This window comes from Bacillus solitudinis (assembly GCF_002797395.1).
Lineage (GTDB): Bacteria > Bacillota > Bacilli > Bacillales > Bacillaceae_D > Halalkalibacter_A > Halalkalibacter_A solitudinis.
In genome coordinates this window covers 138,724-157,025 of record NZ_KZ454943.1, presented here as the reverse complement: position 1 = coordinate 157,025, position 18,302 = coordinate 138,724, and the positions used below count along the sequence as shown (strand labels likewise).

The window sequence follows — 18,302 nt, the reverse complement described above, 5'->3', positions numbered from 1 at the left end:
AGTTTGAAGTTGTATCCATAGTGAGAGGATTTGAGTTTGAAATGTTAGATAATTTTTGGCGTAATTTACCACGACCGTTTTTTGTACTTGCACCAATGGAAGATGTGACAGATGTTGTTTTTCGTCACGTAGTAAGTGAAGCCGGTCGACCGGATGTATTTTTCACAGAGTTTACAAACTCGGATAGCTATTGTCATCCAGAGGGCATGAAAAGTGTGCGTGGCCGTTTGATTTTTACAGAAGATGAACAGCCAATGGTGGCACATATTTGGGGGGATAACCCCGAGTATTTCCGTCAAATGAGTATTGGCATGGCAGAGCTAGGGTTTAAAGGCATTGATATTAATATGGGCTGCCCTGTACCGAATGTGGCATCGCGAGGGAAAGGGAGTGGCCTTATTCTGCGTCCAGACGTTGTGGCAGAACTTATACAAGCAGCAAAAGCGGGCGGACTGCCTGTCAGCGTGAAAACACGACTTGGCTATAACGATGTAAATGAGTGGGAGGAGTGGCTAACGCATATTTTTAAACAGGATATTGCGAACCTTTCTATTCATTTACGTACGAGAAAGGAAATGAGCCAAGTAGATGCACATTGGGAGCTAATTCCGGAAATCAAAAAATTACGTGACCGTATCGCACCAAATACGCTACTAACAATCAATGGAGACATTCCTGACCGTCAAACTGGGCTGCAGCTTGCTGAACAATATGGTATTGATGGCGTTATGATCGGGCGAGGTATTTTTAAAAATCCTTTTGCTTTTGAAAAAGAGCCTAAAGAGCATAGCAGTAAAGAATACCTTGATCTTTTAAGATTGCAGCTTGATCTTCAAGATCAATATGCGGAAGCACTGCCACGTTCAATCACAGGGCTTCATCGCTTTTTCAAAATTTATGTCAAAGGATTTCGTGGAGCCGGTGAATTAAGAAATCAATTGATGAACACGAAATCAACAGATGAAGTGCGTGCATTGCTTGATAACTTTGGAAAAGAAGTGGATGGGACGGGGACAGTGAAATGATGTAGATGAATCAAAGTCAATTGTAGCATCGACTGAAGGTGAAGAAGGATCAGTCTATTTATCTAATGTGAGAGTGTGGGATCCACTCAATTCTAATATGTACACGTTGAAAGTAGAATTAGTGGGGGAGGGAAAAACGGTTGATGTGTATGAACAACCATTTGATGTCAGAACTGTTGAGGTAAAAGACGACAAATTTTTAATTAATAACAATCCTTTTTTGCTTCAAAGGTTTTGAAAAACATGAGGATTCATCAATTAACGGTAGAGGGTTTAACGAGGCTTCTACCATAATTTGAAATGGGGTGGTCTATAGTGAAAAACAAGGTAATTATTACGAGTATATGCTTTTTACTAATGTTATCTACCATCCTCTTCCTTTTATACCAAAATTACAAACATATAACGGTAATTGGTACCTATTTAAAAAGTGATATTGGAAGAATTGGTATTATAGTAGATTTAAATTTATCTACTCTAAAGGGAATTAAAACAGAAGAACTTAAATATAAAGACGAAATGATTATTAAAATGTCTGCCGAACTTCAAACTCTATATGGAGTAGCATCTGGAAAATTTCATGATGAATTTCATGAGGGTATCCATTCACTATATGGAGACGGGAGTGAGGTATTAGAGAACTACTACAAAGAACCAACATCAGAAAATTTGGATGCTTCAATAAGAGAAATGGAGAATCTTCAAAACAAATTAAAATTACTTAGTGAAGAATGGGAACAAAAATCTGGTTATAGAGTAGGACTGGGATTAAAACAATAATATGGTGTTTTAGTATGTTTATATATCTAGGTTAATAGCAATTTTTGATTAAGTTGTTTCTGTTTTGGTCAAAGACAGATTGGAAATTGGAAATACAAGCAAAATTAACTGCATTAGCAGTAAACTTAAAGAGGATAGCAAACATACTATCTCTAAAAAGACTGTTAATTACTTATTTTTGTATTTCATTTTTTCATTTTGAATAAAACTAGCTACAATTCAAAAACCAAGTTGAAAATGAGCTAAAAAAGACCGCTTTTTCAGTGGTCCTGTCCCCTTGTCCCCAAGATCCATCCTAACAATCCAAATAATACAAAGCCAAACGCATGTAGTGATCCGTATATAGGTACCATATCCATAATGGTTAAGGAAAAATATCTTTTGGCTATCGGATAATAAATTGAAATGACAATGATACTGTAAAATGCAAGCGAGGAAAGGGTTAAAAATAAGTTTCCACTACTTTTCTTAGTACTTTTTCTGACTTTCAAAAGGAGATAGGTACAATAAAAAATAATATTACAGGCAAAGATGCTTACACCAATTATCTCCAGTGGCTTAGAAAAAACAATCCCAATGGCAATCAAAATTGGTCCGATAATATCAATTACAACTAACCATCTATACCAGCTTTTTTTGAACAAGATCCGTCCTAACATTCCAATAAAAATAGGAACAATTGCAGATGAAAAATGAAAATGAACGGAGCTTAAAGCACTTACTGTAGGATCGACTAGTAGAAAGGTTAGTTGAAATTGATAAAGGGAATACCAAATACCTCCAATAAAAAAATAAATCAACCCTGCACCGATTGCTATTTCTTCTATCTTTTCTTTTTTCTCTGAAATTAGAAGCAATCCATTTAAAGCGAGTAAAAAAGTAAAAAGAAGCCACGCAAGAGACAAAAATCCTGAAAGGGCACTATTTCCTGCTTCCCAGGTTTTGCTACTCATAAGGGAAGCTAAAGATAGAAGGGCTGCAGGAAAATGCAGAACAGTTATGAAGGAATAAATCTTTCTTTGAAACTTTGTTTGATCCTTATTGTTAATTAAAATAATAACTAGTGGTAAAATTACGAAAGACGCAAACATTAAAAATTTCTCTATCAGACTGAAGTTGAAAAAATCAGATGTAAAAATTACAAAGCTAATGATACCTCCTATTATAGACGAAAAAAATGGATGTTTCATGATTAGTAGTTTCCTTTCAGTTTCGTTAAGTTGTGAAATTAGTATACTCTTAATAGTTATTGATAGTCTGAAATAAATTTACAGTACTATTATAGCAAATTCGAAACGTGATGAAAGAACGGGTGACTTAAACCTTGAAAATGACGATAAGTCAACGCACAGCTGAAGAACATTAATCTGGTAGAGCATTAAAAAAAACAAAAGAAAGGATTAATCAGTTTCTTGCCCATGAGTTTTTAGACGGTGCTGTTTTAGAATCACCTGAATCATAGCAGGACGAATACAAATATTTACACCACAAAAAAGTTGTCTAGTTTGGTGTCGACATTCCACTGTCTTCTTGTGTATAATTGCCCAACAAATATGCTAGATTGCGGAACAACATTTATATTGCGTAATAGACATATACTGCGCAATAAGAGTCTGTTGTTTTAAAACACCTGCTTAGAGAAGAAGAGAATGTCCATGATTATGTACCGATTGAGAGCTACCTTCTGATTTAGTAGAAGGTATGGAGTTGAAATTACATTTAGTGAAGACGGTTGAATTGAAAAGGCTACTATATTAAAAGGCGAATCAGAAGATACGATAAGTCAAGCAACGTCATTGCGCGAGAAAATTAAGAATAAGGAGGTAAGCATCTTTTTAGTTTTTGCGTAGAATGTTCTATGTTAGTAAAACCTACTGTTAAAAAAACTTCAAAGTATATATCTTACTGTTTTAAAGGATTGAACGTGCTTACCCGCGAATTAGTAGAGGAACATGGCCATTAAGATGCGATTGATTCATTCTTCAACTTTTTGGCGGAGGTTTCTAAATCCTTGAACTAATCGCCATAGTTATATCTTCTCAAGTAGTATACCTAGTCGTGGATTATAAGTGATTGTATTCTCCAGTTATTAACTTATAAATTAAATTATAAATTAAAGGTGAGCAGAGGGACAACATGAATAAATGGAAGAATTCAAGTTTAAAAACAAAAATGTTTCTGACATTCTCAACTGTTTTGTTAGCAATTATTTGTGTGATCTGTATTATGTTCTACTACAGTAATGTTGATGATGCGGAGAGACAGACCTTATCTTTATCGGGGATTATGACAAACCAGTTTTCTAGGACGATAGACCTTTATATTAAAGATATCGAAAGGCTTTCTTTAGCGATATTCACAGACCCGTACATCCAAGAGACCCTTACTAACTATGACGAAACCAGCCCATACGCTGATGTTAGTATAAGGAATAATATGTACCCTCGCTTATTTAACCTCGCTTATCCTAGACCTGAAATTGAGAATATTGGGCTTTACACATTAAACGGTAAAATATTCAGTTATTCTAAACGAGGAAAAGTAGATGTTAAGCAGTCTTTGGGTAATGATCGGTGGCTTATTGAATTGGACAAGCATAGAAAAAGTAAGTTCCTTCTTCTGCCAACAATTCCAACAGTTCCATCAGTAATAAATACCAGTAAAAAGGAGCATGTATTTTCACTAGTCCGTAATATTTATCAAATTCCGCAACGAGAAAAGATAGGGACACTTAAAATAGACATTAACACGAAGGCAATGGAGGAAATTGTTGTTTTACAACATGAACATGAATTGGATCAGTATGTTCGAGTGTTTGTACTTACAGATGATGGACATATAATTTTTGATAATCAAGGTGAATTTACTGGATATAAAAATATTGGGGTAGAACATGTACTCCAAGGACCTAATCGGGGTGGGAATTTTACGTGGCAAGGACAGAGCTATTTATACTCTTATGAAAAATCATCGTTTACTAACTGGAATACACTTATAGCCATTTCAGATGAGTTTATCATTGCTGAACAACGGAGAATTTTAACATATATTTTTGTAAGCGGTTTATTGGCAATAATCGTAATTGCTCTTGTTTCATATTTTCTATCGCATCACATTACAAAACCAATTGTAAATTTGATAACAAAAATGAGACTTGTTGAACAAGGGGATCTACATGAACGGATGACGGTTACAGGAAATGCGGAAATGGACTTACTTAGTCGTGTCTATAATAACATGCTAGATAGTATTAATCGTTTAATTCGTGAAGTTTATGAATCAAAACTCACTGAGAAAAATGCAAAAATAGCAGCTTTGCAATCTCAGATTAATCCGCATTTTTTATATAATACATTAAATGTTATGAAATCGATTAGCCGTGTAAAAGGGGTAGAGGAAGTGGCAGAAATATCAGAATCGCTTTCAGACTTATTTAAATATAGCATGAAACATGCGACGGAACCGGTTCTTCTAAAAGATGAGCTAGACCATGTTAAGAATTATATGAAGATACAATATCATCGGTTTGGAGATCGTTTTGTCTTACAAACAGATATAGAGGAGTCTACTTTGCATGCCACTATCCCTAAATTATCTATTCAACCGTTGATAGAGAATGCTGTAAATCATGGATTAGGTGATGTGAAAGGTGGAGGCGTGATTTCTTTAAAAACTTATCAGGTAGGGGACAAGCTTGTTATAGAGGTAAAAGATAACGGCAAGGGTATGGTGGAAGAAACATTGGAACATATTCGAAAAAAAGTATCCTTATCGGTGGTAATGACTTCTGAGGAGAATGGAATTGGCTTAATGAATATAGAGCAACGGGTTCAGTTATTATATGGAGATTCTAATGGTTTACAGTTTACGAGTGAAGTTGGAGAAGGTACGTGTGTTACACTAACGGTTCCTTTTCACAAGGATAAACCGAAAGGAGGCTAGTGGCATGAATATTTTTTTAGTAGAAGATGAACGATGGGCCTTGGCTGAATTGAGAGAACTATTTAAACGATATGAGCCAACCCATCATGTGTACGCCTATGAAAATGGTGATGATGCACTTGCTGCAACGGAGACAATCCATCCTCATCTTGTTGTATCAGATATCACGATGCCTGGTATGAATGGTTTAGAGTTAATTAAGAATTTAAGACAAAAAGATAAATACATTAATTGTATGATTTTAAGTGTACACGACCAGTTTGATTATGCAAGACAAGGCTTAAAGCTTGGTATTGTTGATTATCTATTAAAACCGATAAAAAAAGACGACTTATATGAAACGGTCGACAAAGCCATTGCCTCGATTGAAATAGAAACGATAGAAAAACAGGCAAGAGAGCAATGGTCTATTAACCAAATGCTTTTAACTCCAAGTATGAGTGAAGAAGACTCTTCTAGCATTCAAAAACTGGATTATTTCGTTGTATGCTTACTAGCTGAAAACTGGAATTCAAAATCGGCATGGAAAGGTAGCTCTTTTTCAAATGATGAACTAAAAAAATATGTTTCACAAGAAATTGTACCGTTAGAAGAGGTTTACTGTGTGGACTTAGACGCTCAACGAAAATTAATTCTAATGCCCTTATCGAATGTAATGGACTATCACATGGCTGAAGCGAATGTTCAATGTTTATATCGAATTTTAAAGAACGAAATGACTATTCATGTTTGCTATGCTAGAAAAAAAATAAATGAAAACATAAAAGAAGTGTATATGTTCTTAACAAAACAGCTTGAAACTCATATGTTATTTGGACACTCATCATTTATTAAGCCTGATACCCTTTTAGAAATAGATGAAGATTTGACAGAAGCATGGATGAAAATACGTATCATTGAATCACATATTCAAAAAGGAGAGATTTTAAAAGTAAGAGAAGTGATTGAAACACTTGCTACTATAATCGATGAGCAAGAAATAACTCAAAGGCAATTAAAATTATTTGTAACAAATATGTACTATGCGCTAGCGTTTAAATTACAACAGCAAAAAGGGACCGGGGGGGATCTAGAAATAAATATGGAAAATATTGACAAGATTGATGAACTTGTAAGGTTTAGTGACTTAACAGAATGGCTGATTGAAATTGTAACAGACTTAGCTAAAAGTTACACGCCACAAGTAGTTGCACCAAAACAATTAATTCCTAGAGTAATTGATTGGGTTCATCAACAATATCAAGAAAATTTATTCTTTCAAGATTTTGCCAATGAGTATTATGTAAGTTTAAGTTATTTATCACGTGAATTTAAAGCACAAACAGGAGATACTTTTTCAGATTATTTAATGCGCTATCGAATCGATAAAGCAAAGGAATTTTTTGACCAAGGCATTGAAAAAACAGGACAAGTAGGTCAGATGGTTGGTTATGAGGATACAAAACATTTTAGTTCTGTTTTTAAACGAATAACAGGAGTAACACCAACAGAATATAAAAAACTACGAGGTTGATTTTAATACGAGAGTAAAAGGTATGATTCTTAAATAGTTAAAATCACCCCCTTTTTTAGTTAAAATTATAGGACTTCATTTTAAATAAAAGCGCTTAATATAAAACTAGAAACGTTGATAAAACTTTCTAATTAATAAAGGGAGGTTACAAAGATGAAAAAGTTTAGAGTGAAGACTGTATTATTGTTAGCTCTTATTTTACTTTCAGTGGCGTTTATAGCTGGGTGTAGTTCAAGTAGTTCAAATGATGAGGCATCAGGTTCAGAGAACTCTACTGGAGGAGAGGGAACAGGTGAAGAACTACCAGAAACAACGGTTACCTTTTTAGTAGATAATCAAACCGTAATGGATGGGCTTGAGTCAGTTGCGGCTGAGATCAAAGAGAGATATAACATTACAACGGAATTTGAAGTTCGCCCAGGTGGAACAGAAGGTGATAACGTTGTTAAGACACGGTTAGCAACGGGAGAAATGACAGATTTAATGTGGTATAACTCTGGCTCATTATTCAAGGCCCTAAACCCTGAAGAGTATTTTGAGGATTTAGCAAATGAATCATTTATGGAAGTACTGGATGATTCTTATAAAGAAACAGTAGAAGTAAATGGTAAAGTTTTTGGAATTCCAGGAGAATCAGCAAATGTAGGCGGTTGGTTATATAACAAAAAGGTTTATGAAGAATTAGGTTTAGAAGTACCGAAAACGTGGGAGCAGTTGTTAGAAAATAATGAAAAAATTAAAGCTGCTGGTAAAGTTCCAGTTGTTGCATCTTTTAAAGATACATGGACATCACAATTAGTATTTCTTGCAGACTATTATAATGTTCATACAGAACAACCGGATTTTGCAGAAGACTTTACGAACAATGCAGACAAAATCGCAAGCAATTCATTAGCAGTACGTGGTTTTGAGAAATTACAGGAATTACAAGAAGCTGGTCACTTTAATGACGAACAAACAGCAACATCATACGAAGATGCATTAAAAATGCTTGCTCTAGGTGAGGCTGCACATTATCCTATGCTTTCATTTGCTTTACCTGCAATTGAAGCTACGTATCCTGATAGCATGGATGACATTGGTTTCTTTGGTCAACCAGGTGATGATGGTGAAAATCATGGTCTGACATTGTGGATGCCAGGATCGATTTACCTAAATAAGGACTCTGAGAAAGTTGAAGCTGGGAAGCAGTGGATGGAGTTCTTTGTTTCACCTGAAGGCCTAGAAATTTATATGTCAGAGATGAAGGCAAATGGTCCTTATGTTATTAAGGGTGTTGATCTTCCAGAAGATGCGTATGAAGCGGTAAAAGAGATGGTTCCATATCTTGAAGACGGTAAAGTGGCACCAGCATTAGAGTTTCTATCACCAATTAAAGGTCCTGCTCTTGAGCAAATTACGGTAGAGGTTGGATTAGGAATGACTTCTGCACAAGAAGGTGCAGAGAAATATGATAGAGACGTTGAAAAACAAGCAAAACAACTTGGATTAGAAGGTTGGTAAGTAAGCAAGAGTGAATAAGGAAAATCACAAAGTCCTGCATGTATGTGCAGGACTGATTTTCTAAAGTGAGGAGTGAGTACATTGAAAGAAAAAAATATGTATAGCTATACGCTGTTAATACCAGCAGCTGTTATCTATATTATTTTATTTATCGTACCAACAATATTATCGTTTTTCTTTAGTTTTACGAGATGGAATCTACGTGACTGGGAATGGATTGGCTTTGAAAACTATCTAATGTTTTTCCAAGAATCGTCACTTATGATTGGTTTTAAAAATACGTTTATTTTTGCTATTGTAACAGCGGGATTAAAAGTTATTTTTGGACTATTATTTGCAGTGTTCCTTTGCTCTAAATTAAAGTCTAAAAGCTTTATTCGTTCGGCCGTGTTCTTTCCAACGTTAGTGAGTACAATTGCTGTTGGGATTACCTTCAGTGTATTAATGCACCCTTCTAACGGATTAATTAATCAAGTTCTAGGCCTTTTCGGCATAAATGGTCCTGACTGGTTAGGAAATCCTAGCTTAGCTCTTTTATCAGTTGCCCTCGTTGATGTGTGGAAAGGGGTAGGCTTTGCAACGATTATTTTCATTGCTGGTATCATGTCTATACCAAAGGACTATTATGAAGCAATCCAAATAGATGGTGGAAATAAGTTTAATGCTTTTTGGAACATCACCCTTCCTCTTTCTAGACCAGCTATCAATGCCGTAACATTGCTAGCGTTAATCGGTGGATTGCGTACATTTGATTTAGTATGGGCAATGACAAAAGGTGGTCCGGGCTTTAGCTCCGATTTGATTGCGTCAATTATTTATAAGCAATATCAAGGTGGTTTCTATGGTTTAGCCACTGCAGGGAATGTAATTTTATTCCTGATGGTCGCAATTATTGTATTTCCACTGTTTAAATTTATGAACAGAAAAGAGGTGGACGTATGAGAACCGAAGTGGTTACAACAAAAAATTCTGAAACAGGTAAGAAAAAGAAAAATGGGATTCAGTTTTTAATTGAAGCTGTGGCCGTTCTTTTATTTTCCATTATCTTTTTAATTCCATTTTATTTTATCTTTGTCAATTCATTTAAAACGAGTCAGGAAGCTGCTGAGTTATCAATGAGCTGGCCAAGCGAATTCCAAATTTTAAGCAATTTTACAGAAGTACTAAATGCTAGAAATGGGATGCTTTTAACGGCGTATTTTAATAGTACTGTTATCACAGTACTTTCCATTACGATATTAGTAGTTGTTTGTTCGATGACTGGTTTTGTTCTACAACGACGTAAGGGCAAAGGTGTTTCAATGATGGCGTTTCTTTTTCTATCAGGATTAATGATACCACCAGCTATCGTGCCGACGATTTGGGTTCTAGAGAAGTTACATTTATTTAAAACATTACCTGGAATTACTTTAATTATGGTTGCATTAACGATTCCATTTTCAATCGTTTTATATAACGGATTTATTGCAACCATTCCAAGAGAAATTGATGAGGCTGCCATCATTGATGGGTGTGGTAGCTGGAGATTGTTTTTTAATATCATTTTCCCATTATTAAAACCAATTCATTCAACAGTCATCATTTTAAATGCTGTTAATATTTTCAATGATTTTGTGCATCCACTTTATTTCTTCCCAGGTGCTCAAAATGCAACGGTACAGTTAACACTTTATAACTTCATGAGTATGTATAATACATCTTGGAATCTATTATTTGCAAACGTCTTACTAATCACCATACCACCATTTATACTATTTTTATTCTTTAGCAATAAAATTGTAGCAGGAATGACCTCAGGTGCTGTAAAAGGATAATAAGTTCGATTAGAAAGGAGGAATAGAATGTTCAAAATCATAGATGTTCGTTGTGAATATAGAATAAACCCAATTGGATAGATTGAAATTGCTCCAAAACCAGGGGTTGGGTTAGATTGGGCAGAAGGTACATTTGAATCGATGTATGGCACGATTCGCAGCTATTGGATAAAAGACGAAGAGGAAATGGTTGTAGAAGTAACAGTTCCTTCAAATACAACGGCGACAATTACACTTCCTAATGCAAAAACGGATAACATTCTAGAAAGTGGTACATATGTAAACGAAGCAAAAGGGATTCAATCTTGTACATCAACAAATTCTGATGTTGTCATTGATTTAGGGTCAGGAAGTTAGGTGTTTAGGTATTAAATGAGAAAGGATGTATCAAAAGGTAAATGGCCTTCGGTACATCTTTTTTTCAAAAATGAAGAAGGGTAGGGGAAACTCATGAGTTTTCAAAAAGGAAACACACATACAGTTATTCACAATGAAGCGTTTAAGAAGACGGCAGAGGAATTAGCACCGGAAATTTTTTCGAAGAGAGTCTATCCCATAAACCTAATTGAGACCGTTCAAGATGAACAAAGCATTCATGGTTGGAAAGTAGAGGTGATAGAATCAGTAAACAACTTGAAAGAGAAAGATTTTAGAAAAGGAACTTCCTTTATTTTAGATTTTGGTCAGCATATGGTTGGATATCTATCTTTGACACTTTCTCCTGTAGGAAGTCCTCCTGATGCGCCTTTATCCATGCGTCTTACATTTGGTGAAATGCCAGTGGAAGTATCAGAGCCGTTTTCAAGCTATGATGGCTGGATTAGTTCTTCGTGGCTTCAAGAGGAAACAATCTATGTGGACGTACTACCAAACGAAATGAACCTACCGAGACGATACAGCTTTCGCTATGTAAAGGTCGATGTTCTTGATACGTCTCAAAAGTATACGGTCAAGTTTAATGAGATTTCATGCAAAACTGTAACCTCAGCTGATGTTAGCAAGGTTTCCCCGCTTAATCATAATGATGCTGATTTGCAAAAGATTGATGAAATTAGCATCAAGACACTTGAAGATTGTATGCAAGAGGTGTTTGAAGATGGACCTAAACGAGATCGACGGTTATGGCTTGGGGACCTCCGTTTGCAGGCTTTAGCGAATTATTCAACATTCAAGAACAATGATTTAGTGAAACGGAATTTATATCAGTTTGCTGCTGTTCCTAACAGTTATGGTCAAGTAGCAGCAAATCTTTTTATCGCACCAACACTCATTCCGGATGATACATTTTTGTATGATTATTCACTATTCTTTGCAACAACACTTTACGACTATTATATGGAAACGAAGGATGTTGAAACGTTACAAGAGCTCTGGCCTGTTGCTTATCGACAGATCGAAATAGGCATTGAGCGTTTAGATGAAAATGATGTTGTTAGAGATGACCCTTCTTGGTGGTCATTTATTGATTGGCACCCAGAATTAAATAAACAAGCACCGTCTCAAGCTATTTTAATTTATAGCCTTAAGCGGGCAATAACATTAGCTGAAGTACTTGAGAAAAATGATGAAAAGAACTATTTCAAACAAAAGCTTGAAAATGTAATCGACGGATCATTAAAACAACTATGGGATGATGAAATAGGCTTCTTTATCAGTGGAGAGAACCGGCAAGTATCGTGGGCTAGTCAAGTTTGGATGGTGTTAGCTGAGGTTTTTGAAAAGGAAAAGAATATGGAATTAATGAAACATCTTCTGAAACAAAAGCCTAGCATAGGAATGGTCACACCGTATATGTATCATCACTTAGCAGAGGCTCTGTTATTAAGTGGAGAAAGAGATGAAGCGGTGGCTCTTATCAAGCAATATTGGGGTGGAATGATTCGAGATGGAGCTGATACATTCTGGGAATTATATAATCCAGAAGATAAAGAATTTTCTCCTTATGGAAACCATCTTATTAATAGTTATTGTCATGCCTGGAGTTGTACGCCAACCTACTTAATTAGAGAGTTTGAAATTTAAAATAAAGAAGGAAACGCGCGATGCGTATAAAAACAAAAAGCTAATTTAATCTGTGAAAGGGAGGTGATTTTTAAAAAAGTAAAAATCACCCCCTTTTTTAGTTAAAATCGTTGGTCTGAAAAAGTCAAGAAAGCGTTTAATATAAGAATAGAAGTACCAATATAGCAAAAAAAAGGAGGTGTGAAAGATGTAATCTAGCATAAAGATTGTGTCACTATTATTTTTTTATACTGAAGATTAAGATGTCAATCCTCATTATGAAAGCGCTTTAAAATAAAGCGAGAAGGAGTGTTCACTTAATGAAAAAGAAACAACGTTTAGCATTGGGTAAAAAGACGTTATCTTTATTGCTCGCTGTGACCCTTACATCAGGAGTAGTTGGTTTTAATCCTCAACCGACGCGGGCTGAAAATAGTCCTGTTTTTAAAACACAGGTTGGTGGGGTCTTTGACGGCATGCCGTTGTTTGATGGTGTACCTGAACACCTAGATGATTTTGTTGATACTTATTTTGAATATACAGGATTAGAAGGACCAGCAGTTTATGCAACAGGTTCAAGGAATCATTATACATTGCAACGTGGTGAGAATGCTGGAAATACTATACCCGGTGCTCTTTCTGCAGCTGACAACGTACAAGGGGTATCTACTGATTTTCCGGCTTTAGTTGGAATGGGTCAAACGTGGAATAAAGAGCTTCTAAATGAAATTGGAAAAGTTGTCGGGAATGAGAAGATTAGTACATTAAAAGTCAAACAAGGTGAGTCAAATATACATGGAGGATCAGACCCTTCTGCAACTGTTGCTTTTACGGTCGTAAGCGATTTACACATCAATCCGCTTAGCGGGAGGTTTGACGAAGGATTTTCAGAAGACGCTTACATGGCTGGTATGATGATTGATAGTATGGCAACAGGTCTAAGTGGTATAGATCAATCTGATAGTGATGACGGATTTTGGATGAGGGCAGCTGTAGGAACAAAACATTATTCTGTTTATAATTCTCAGTGGTTCCGTCAATCTTCGAGTAATAGTGCTGGAGCGCGTTCTATCTATGAATATCGAACACGTAGTCCTTTGAAAGCACTTAGCTCTGGTTCAGTTGCTGGAGTTATGACATCCTTCGGTCGCACAAATGGAATACCAAATATTTTGTCACCTTATCAGATTCATGCGAATGATCATTCGAAATTTGGAGTGTATAGTTCTCCAGACTTTAACGGTGATGCACATGTGTTTGGTGAGAATATGCAAGGTAATGGCTACGATACTAAATATGCTGTTGACCGGACACATGCCACGGTATTAATGATATTGGCTAGAGCTAATGCCGGACGTCCGGGACCAAATGCTCAGAATGCATTAGCCGATGTTGGAGCTTTGGTAGATGCCGTTGAAGAAGGTACGTACGATATCACTGCGGAAGATTTAATTGAAGCAGCACGTCCTCATGTAAACCAAATGGTTCGTGTTGGTATCTTCAACGAAGTAGACGAGAACGGAATTCCAAAGCATTATCCATTTGCTGAACAAGCAAAAGATGTGCGTGCGGAGCCTGCGACGTACAATAAGCCTGAACATCAGGAAGTTGCTTTACAAGCTGCTCAAGAAAGTATTATTTTACTTAAGAATGAAGGGGTGTTACCGCTTAAAAAGAATCAAAAAGCCGCTGTTTCTGGTGTTTATGCTGATTCAAGATTTAAGACGGTTTACTCGTTACGTTCAACCCCAGATATCGAAAATTCGGGAATTTCACCATTACTAGCCATTATCCGATCAAATGGTGCTAATAATGTTTCGTATGATACTGGAGCTAAAATTGTAGGACTATCGTCAAAATTGAATGATCAAGTTGTGCAAGTTTCAGAGGAAAAAGAAGGATCACAGCTTGTGACAACGACTGATTCATTTGACGAGACTAATCCTGCACATCTATTCGAAGTCTTTGACTGGGGACAAGAAGGATACAGTCTACGTTCGTTACAAAATAATCGTTGGGTTACTTCTCCAACTAGAGCGAATGCATCTGTGGAGAATACTAATGATACGAGCTTGAATCTAACTGATAACGATTGGGATTTAGCAAATATGATTGGAAACACTAGTGCGATCCCGCCGACCATTCGGATAGAGCAAAATGAAGACGAAACGGTTTCTTTAATTGCAAATGGGTATCGCACCGGTTTTGGTGGTGACTTCACGAACTGGTACTACTCCAATAGCCGCTTCATCACAACTGACTCAGATGGAAAGCTGAAAACAGCGTCTTCCACGCTTAGCAATGCTGAACAGGCGACAAGCCGAAATGATGATGTGAAATTTGAAGAAGTTATTGTGCAAGAAGTGGGAGTAGAACCTTCTAAACGTGCGCAAACAGATGATTATGCAATTGTGTTTGTCGGAGCAATTCCGCGCCATAGTGCGGGAGAAGGGTATGACCGATCAGAATTAGATATGGGTGAGGCAGATTACGAATTAGTTGAAAAAGTATCAGCAGCATTTGCCGAACAAGGAAAAGATACCATTGTTGTTGTGAAATCAAGCTTCCCTGTTGGAATGGAGAGAATTCAAAACAATCCAAATGTTTCTGCAATTGTCTACCAACCTTATGGAGGTCAGTATGATTCTTATGCACTTTCTCAGGTATTATATGGGGACTATGCACCAACTGGACGTTTAACTTCAACATGGTACGCAGATATGTCTTCTTTTCCAAAAATTAATGAGTACGTGATTCCAGAAGGAAATAAGTCTGTAACGTTAGACAATATTGATCCGCGTTATCAGATTGATATGACAAATGCAGATCACATTGAATCTGAACTGACATATATGTATACGAACGCATCAGTAACGTATCCATTTGGGTATGGCCTTTCCTACAGTGACTTTTCTTACGGAGATTTAAATATTCCGTCTACCGTCAAGAAAGATAAGTCTTTTGAAGTTACAGTGAACGTCACGAATGAAGGGACAGTAGATACGTCTGAAGTTATTCAAGTTTATGGAAATAATAACCAGTCAGCTTATGGTAAGTACACACCACATAAGCAACTTGTAGCATTTGAAAAGATTTCATTAAAGGCAGGAGAAACGAAAACAGTAACTTTAACAGTCGATCCCGAAGATTTAGCGATCTGGGATGTTAATGCAGGGGAGTTTGTTGTCGAAGAAGGAGAATATGACCTTATGGTAGGATCATCATCACAAGACATTCATGCAGTGAAAAAGGTAAAGATCGCTGGTGATTCACTCAAGGCTCTTCCAACAAACAAACCATTTAATGTGTTTGACCATGCCTTTGCTGCCCATGAAGTTATTTATCATGAGGTATCTAAGGGAAGAACGGCTGAAAACTTAAAAGAGAGGAAGGTTGTTGGCGGCTATCATGCTGTTCGCTCTAAAGAAGAAGATGCATGGGTAGCACTACCAAAAGTGGTGTTAACAGGATCAGATCGTGTAACAGCATCTGTTGCTTCTGATGCAAATGGTGGATTGATAACGTTGCATGCGGGCTCTGTAGAGAACGAACCTTTTGCAGAAATTGAAGTACCGAAAACGGAAAAGAACACGTATACAATTGAAAATGCTGGTGTATTAGTTAATGAATTAGGTTATACAGATGTAACAGTCAACCTGGGCAAGAATGCACCAAGAGGACAAGAAACGGTTTACGTTGTGTTTCATGCACCTGATATACGAATTGACAGTTTGACGTTTCAGAATGCGTCTTCTAATAAGAGTAATTCAAAAGAGAAGAGTGCCAATTAAGTGGGACACCTCGTCGTCGATTAAATGAAAAAAGAGACACAGTCGTTGCCGTAAGGCAGGGCTGTGTTCTTTTTTTAGAAATTTCAGGTCAAACGTTAACAGGCCAAACCTTGCACTAACTCTTATTACGTAGTACAACGATAATATTCAATAGAAAAGGATATTCAACAAGCAGGCGCATTTCTTTAAAAAAGAATGCGTCTTTTTCATTTCAGGCCCAGATTGTACCAAAAAATATGACGAATAAAATGGATATTTATGTTAAAGTGCAAATGAGTTTGTGAAAGATTGTACTTAAAGTAAACCAGCTAATAGTTTGTCAATATTTTTCAATAAAAAAGTTTAAATGCAAATGATATACTAAAAATGAGTACACTAAATAACCTACCATTTCTCAGCACTTGGAAGGTTTTGGACTATTTAGCTAGACGTAGTGATTATACGACATCTTGGAATAATGTGTTGCTTTTTAACAGGGCAAAAATCCAATGTAAGAGCTTATTTACACAAGCAATGACAGCTACTTTGAAAGGTTTTCCTTCGTCACGTTTCTTATCGTAGAACTCACGTAATTTCTTATTACGAGGGATAATCTCATCACTCGTTTTCTTTTTACGACAGTCTCGAATGGCACAACGTACTGCCATATATAATGCATGACGAAGCCTACTGGAACCACGCTTGGTAATTCGATTCTTTGTAGCCGTGAATTTACCAGACTCAAAAACGCTTGGATCCACTCCCGCGAAAGCCACTAGCTTCTTTGGGTGATCAAATCGATCAATTTCTCCAATTTCGGATATAATCGTTGCCGCGCTCTTTTCTCCGATACCAGGAATTGATTTGATAATTTCATATTCTTCAATTTCTTGCGCAAGGGTATCTATCTCTGATTCTAACTTTGATAGGTGCTCTTTGTATTGGAGAATAATAGTAATAAACATTCCAAGACTCAAAATGTGACTCTGATAAACGGCTCTCTCAAACGGATTTCGAATTGCCGCAGCTTTGATTTGTGCTGCTTTATCACTAGCCCAACTACGTGAACGACTCTTACAATACTCGTGTTTTTTTTCGGTCAAGGTCTCATCACTGGCATTTAAAATATCTTCAGACGAAGGAAATTTCTTTAAAGTTAATAGCGACACAACCGAATATAAATCCCCAAACACACCTCTGAATTCAGGAAATACTTGATCTAAAATCGCTTGGAATTGTAGTTTTGTCTGAATTAAAGTACCAGTAATAGTTTCGTGTTGTCTCGTAAGGTCACGTAAGTTTAAGAGCTGAACGCCACGCTTTTGTATGGCTCAAGTTCCTCTTTATAATAGAGTTCGCACAAAAGATAAGCATCAGCAGCGTCCGTCTTAACCTTTCGTAAACTTGAACTTTTGGCCTTGTAAGAAATCAATGGGTTAATAATGATTAAGAGATAGCCTCGCTCCTGGAGATAGTGAACAATAGGAGCTTGATAGTGTCCTGTTGCTTCCAGAATAACCGGAGGTTTCTTCCCTATCTCAGCAGTCAAACCTTCGATGAATTCCACAAGGGATTCAAGTCCCTCATTAATATGTGATACTTTAAAGCTCTTACGGTATGGTTTCCCTTTATCTAGAAATGCTTGAACCTGACTTTCTCCTTTTGACACATCCAGACCAATGACTGGATTCATTCTAAATCCCCTCCAAATGATAATCTAACCGGTACCCCTAATTCCTTCTTGTAGTGTCACAGCTTCGCTTGTTATACGAGATCTACGTCCCAACCAGCCTCAATCATGTTTCTACAAGTAGGGGGTAAACTGTTTACTTGACGGGATCTATGTCCCACGGGCAGAGACGTTTTACCCCGGCTACTGTTATAATAAGACCATATAAAACAAGGTCAACCAGAAATATTTTCTTATCTGGCTGACCTTATAATACGAACGAGG

12 protein-coding genes and 1 pseudogene are annotated in these 18,302 nt (G+C 36.6%); 11 read left to right on the top strand and 2 right to left on the bottom strand.

All coding sequences use genetic code 11. The features are described 5' to 3' along the window. The first annotated feature begins 41 nt into the window (after nt 1-41). From CEF19_RS00825 to CEF19_RS00815, 3 genes are all read left to right on the top strand, one after another. Nucleotides 42-1,025, top strand: coding sequence for a tRNA dihydrouridine synthase (locus tag CEF19_RS00825; protein ID WP_100404322.1), 984 nt, complete (start codon nt 42-44; stop codon nt 1,023-1,025). 67 nt (nt 1,026-1,092) lie between these two features. After that, nucleotides 1,093-1,263 (top strand): hypothetical protein, encoded by a 171-nt coding sequence (locus CEF19_RS00820; protein WP_319830056.1) that lies wholly within the window; start codon nt 1,093-1,095, stop codon nt 1,261-1,263. A gap of 77 nt (nt 1,264-1,340) precedes the next feature. Next, on the top strand, nt 1,341-1,805 hold the full coding sequence (locus tag CEF19_RS00815; protein ID WP_100404321.1) for a hypothetical protein: 465 nt from the start codon (nt 1,341-1,343) through the stop codon (nt 1,803-1,805). A gap of 260 nt (nt 1,806-2,065) precedes the next feature. Here the strand turns inward: CEF19_RS00815 and CEF19_RS00810 are convergent, their stop codons facing one another. Then, nucleotides 2,066-2,896: a YndJ family protein gene (locus tag CEF19_RS00810; RefSeq protein WP_264755115.1), complete on the bottom strand. Its 831-nt coding sequence runs from the start codon at nt 2,894-2,896 to the stop codon at nt 2,066-2,068. A gap of 1,045 nt (nt 2,897-3,941) precedes the next feature. Here CEF19_RS00810 and CEF19_RS00805 point away from each other — a divergent pair. From CEF19_RS00805 to CEF19_RS00770, 8 genes are all read left to right on the top strand, one after another. After that, nucleotides 3,942-5,747: a cache domain-containing sensor histidine kinase gene (locus CEF19_RS00805; RefSeq protein ID WP_100404319.1), complete on the top strand. Its 1,806-nt coding sequence runs from the start codon at nt 3,942-3,944 to the stop codon at nt 5,745-5,747. A gap of 4 nt (nt 5,748-5,751) precedes the next feature. Next, entirely contained in the window at nt 5,752-7,260 is a 1,509-nt protein-coding gene (locus tag CEF19_RS00800) for a response regulator transcription factor (RefSeq protein WP_100404318.1), read from the top strand. A gap of 153 nt (nt 7,261-7,413) precedes the next feature. Next, nucleotides 7,414-8,763: an ABC transporter substrate-binding protein gene (locus CEF19_RS00795; RefSeq protein ID WP_100404317.1), complete on the top strand. Its 1,350-nt coding sequence runs from the start codon at nt 7,414-7,416 to the stop codon at nt 8,761-8,763. 96 nt (nt 8,764-8,859) lie between these two features. Then, nucleotides 8,860-9,705, top strand: coding sequence for a carbohydrate ABC transporter permease (locus CEF19_RS00790; protein WP_100408150.1), 846 nt, complete (start codon nt 8,860-8,862; stop codon nt 9,703-9,705). Further along, nucleotides 9,702-10,577, top strand: a complete 876-nt coding sequence (locus CEF19_RS00785; RefSeq protein ID WP_100404316.1) for a carbohydrate ABC transporter permease — start codon at nt 9,702-9,704, stop codon at nt 10,575-10,577. Before CEF19_RS00790 ends, CEF19_RS00785 begins: the two co-directional genes overlap by 4 nt. Nucleotides 10,578-10,658: 81 nt before the next feature. Then, nucleotides 10,659-10,934 (top strand): alpha-L-rhamnosidase C-terminal domain-containing protein, encoded by a 276-nt coding sequence (locus CEF19_RS00780; RefSeq protein WP_157801061.1) that lies wholly within the window; start codon nt 10,659-10,661, stop codon nt 10,932-10,934. 93 nt (nt 10,935-11,027) lie between these two features. Continuing rightward, nucleotides 11,028-12,599, top strand: coding sequence for an alpha-L-rhamnosidase-related protein (locus CEF19_RS00775; RefSeq protein ID WP_100404314.1), 1,572 nt, complete (start codon nt 11,028-11,030; stop codon nt 12,597-12,599). A gap of 299 nt (nt 12,600-12,898) precedes the next feature. Further along, nucleotides 12,899-16,369 carry a glycoside hydrolase family 3 protein gene (locus tag CEF19_RS00770; RefSeq protein ID WP_100404313.1) on the top strand — a complete coding sequence of 1,157 codons (3,471 nt, stop codon included), beginning with the start codon at nt 12,899-12,901 and terminating at the stop codon, nt 16,367-16,369. A gap of 437 nt (nt 16,370-16,806) precedes the next feature. Here CEF19_RS00770 and CEF19_RS00765 read toward each other — a convergent pair. Beyond that, nucleotides 16,807-18,041 (bottom strand): annotated as a pseudogene (locus tag CEF19_RS00765) (IS110 family transposase). Nucleotides 18,042-18,302: the final 261 nt, after the last annotated feature.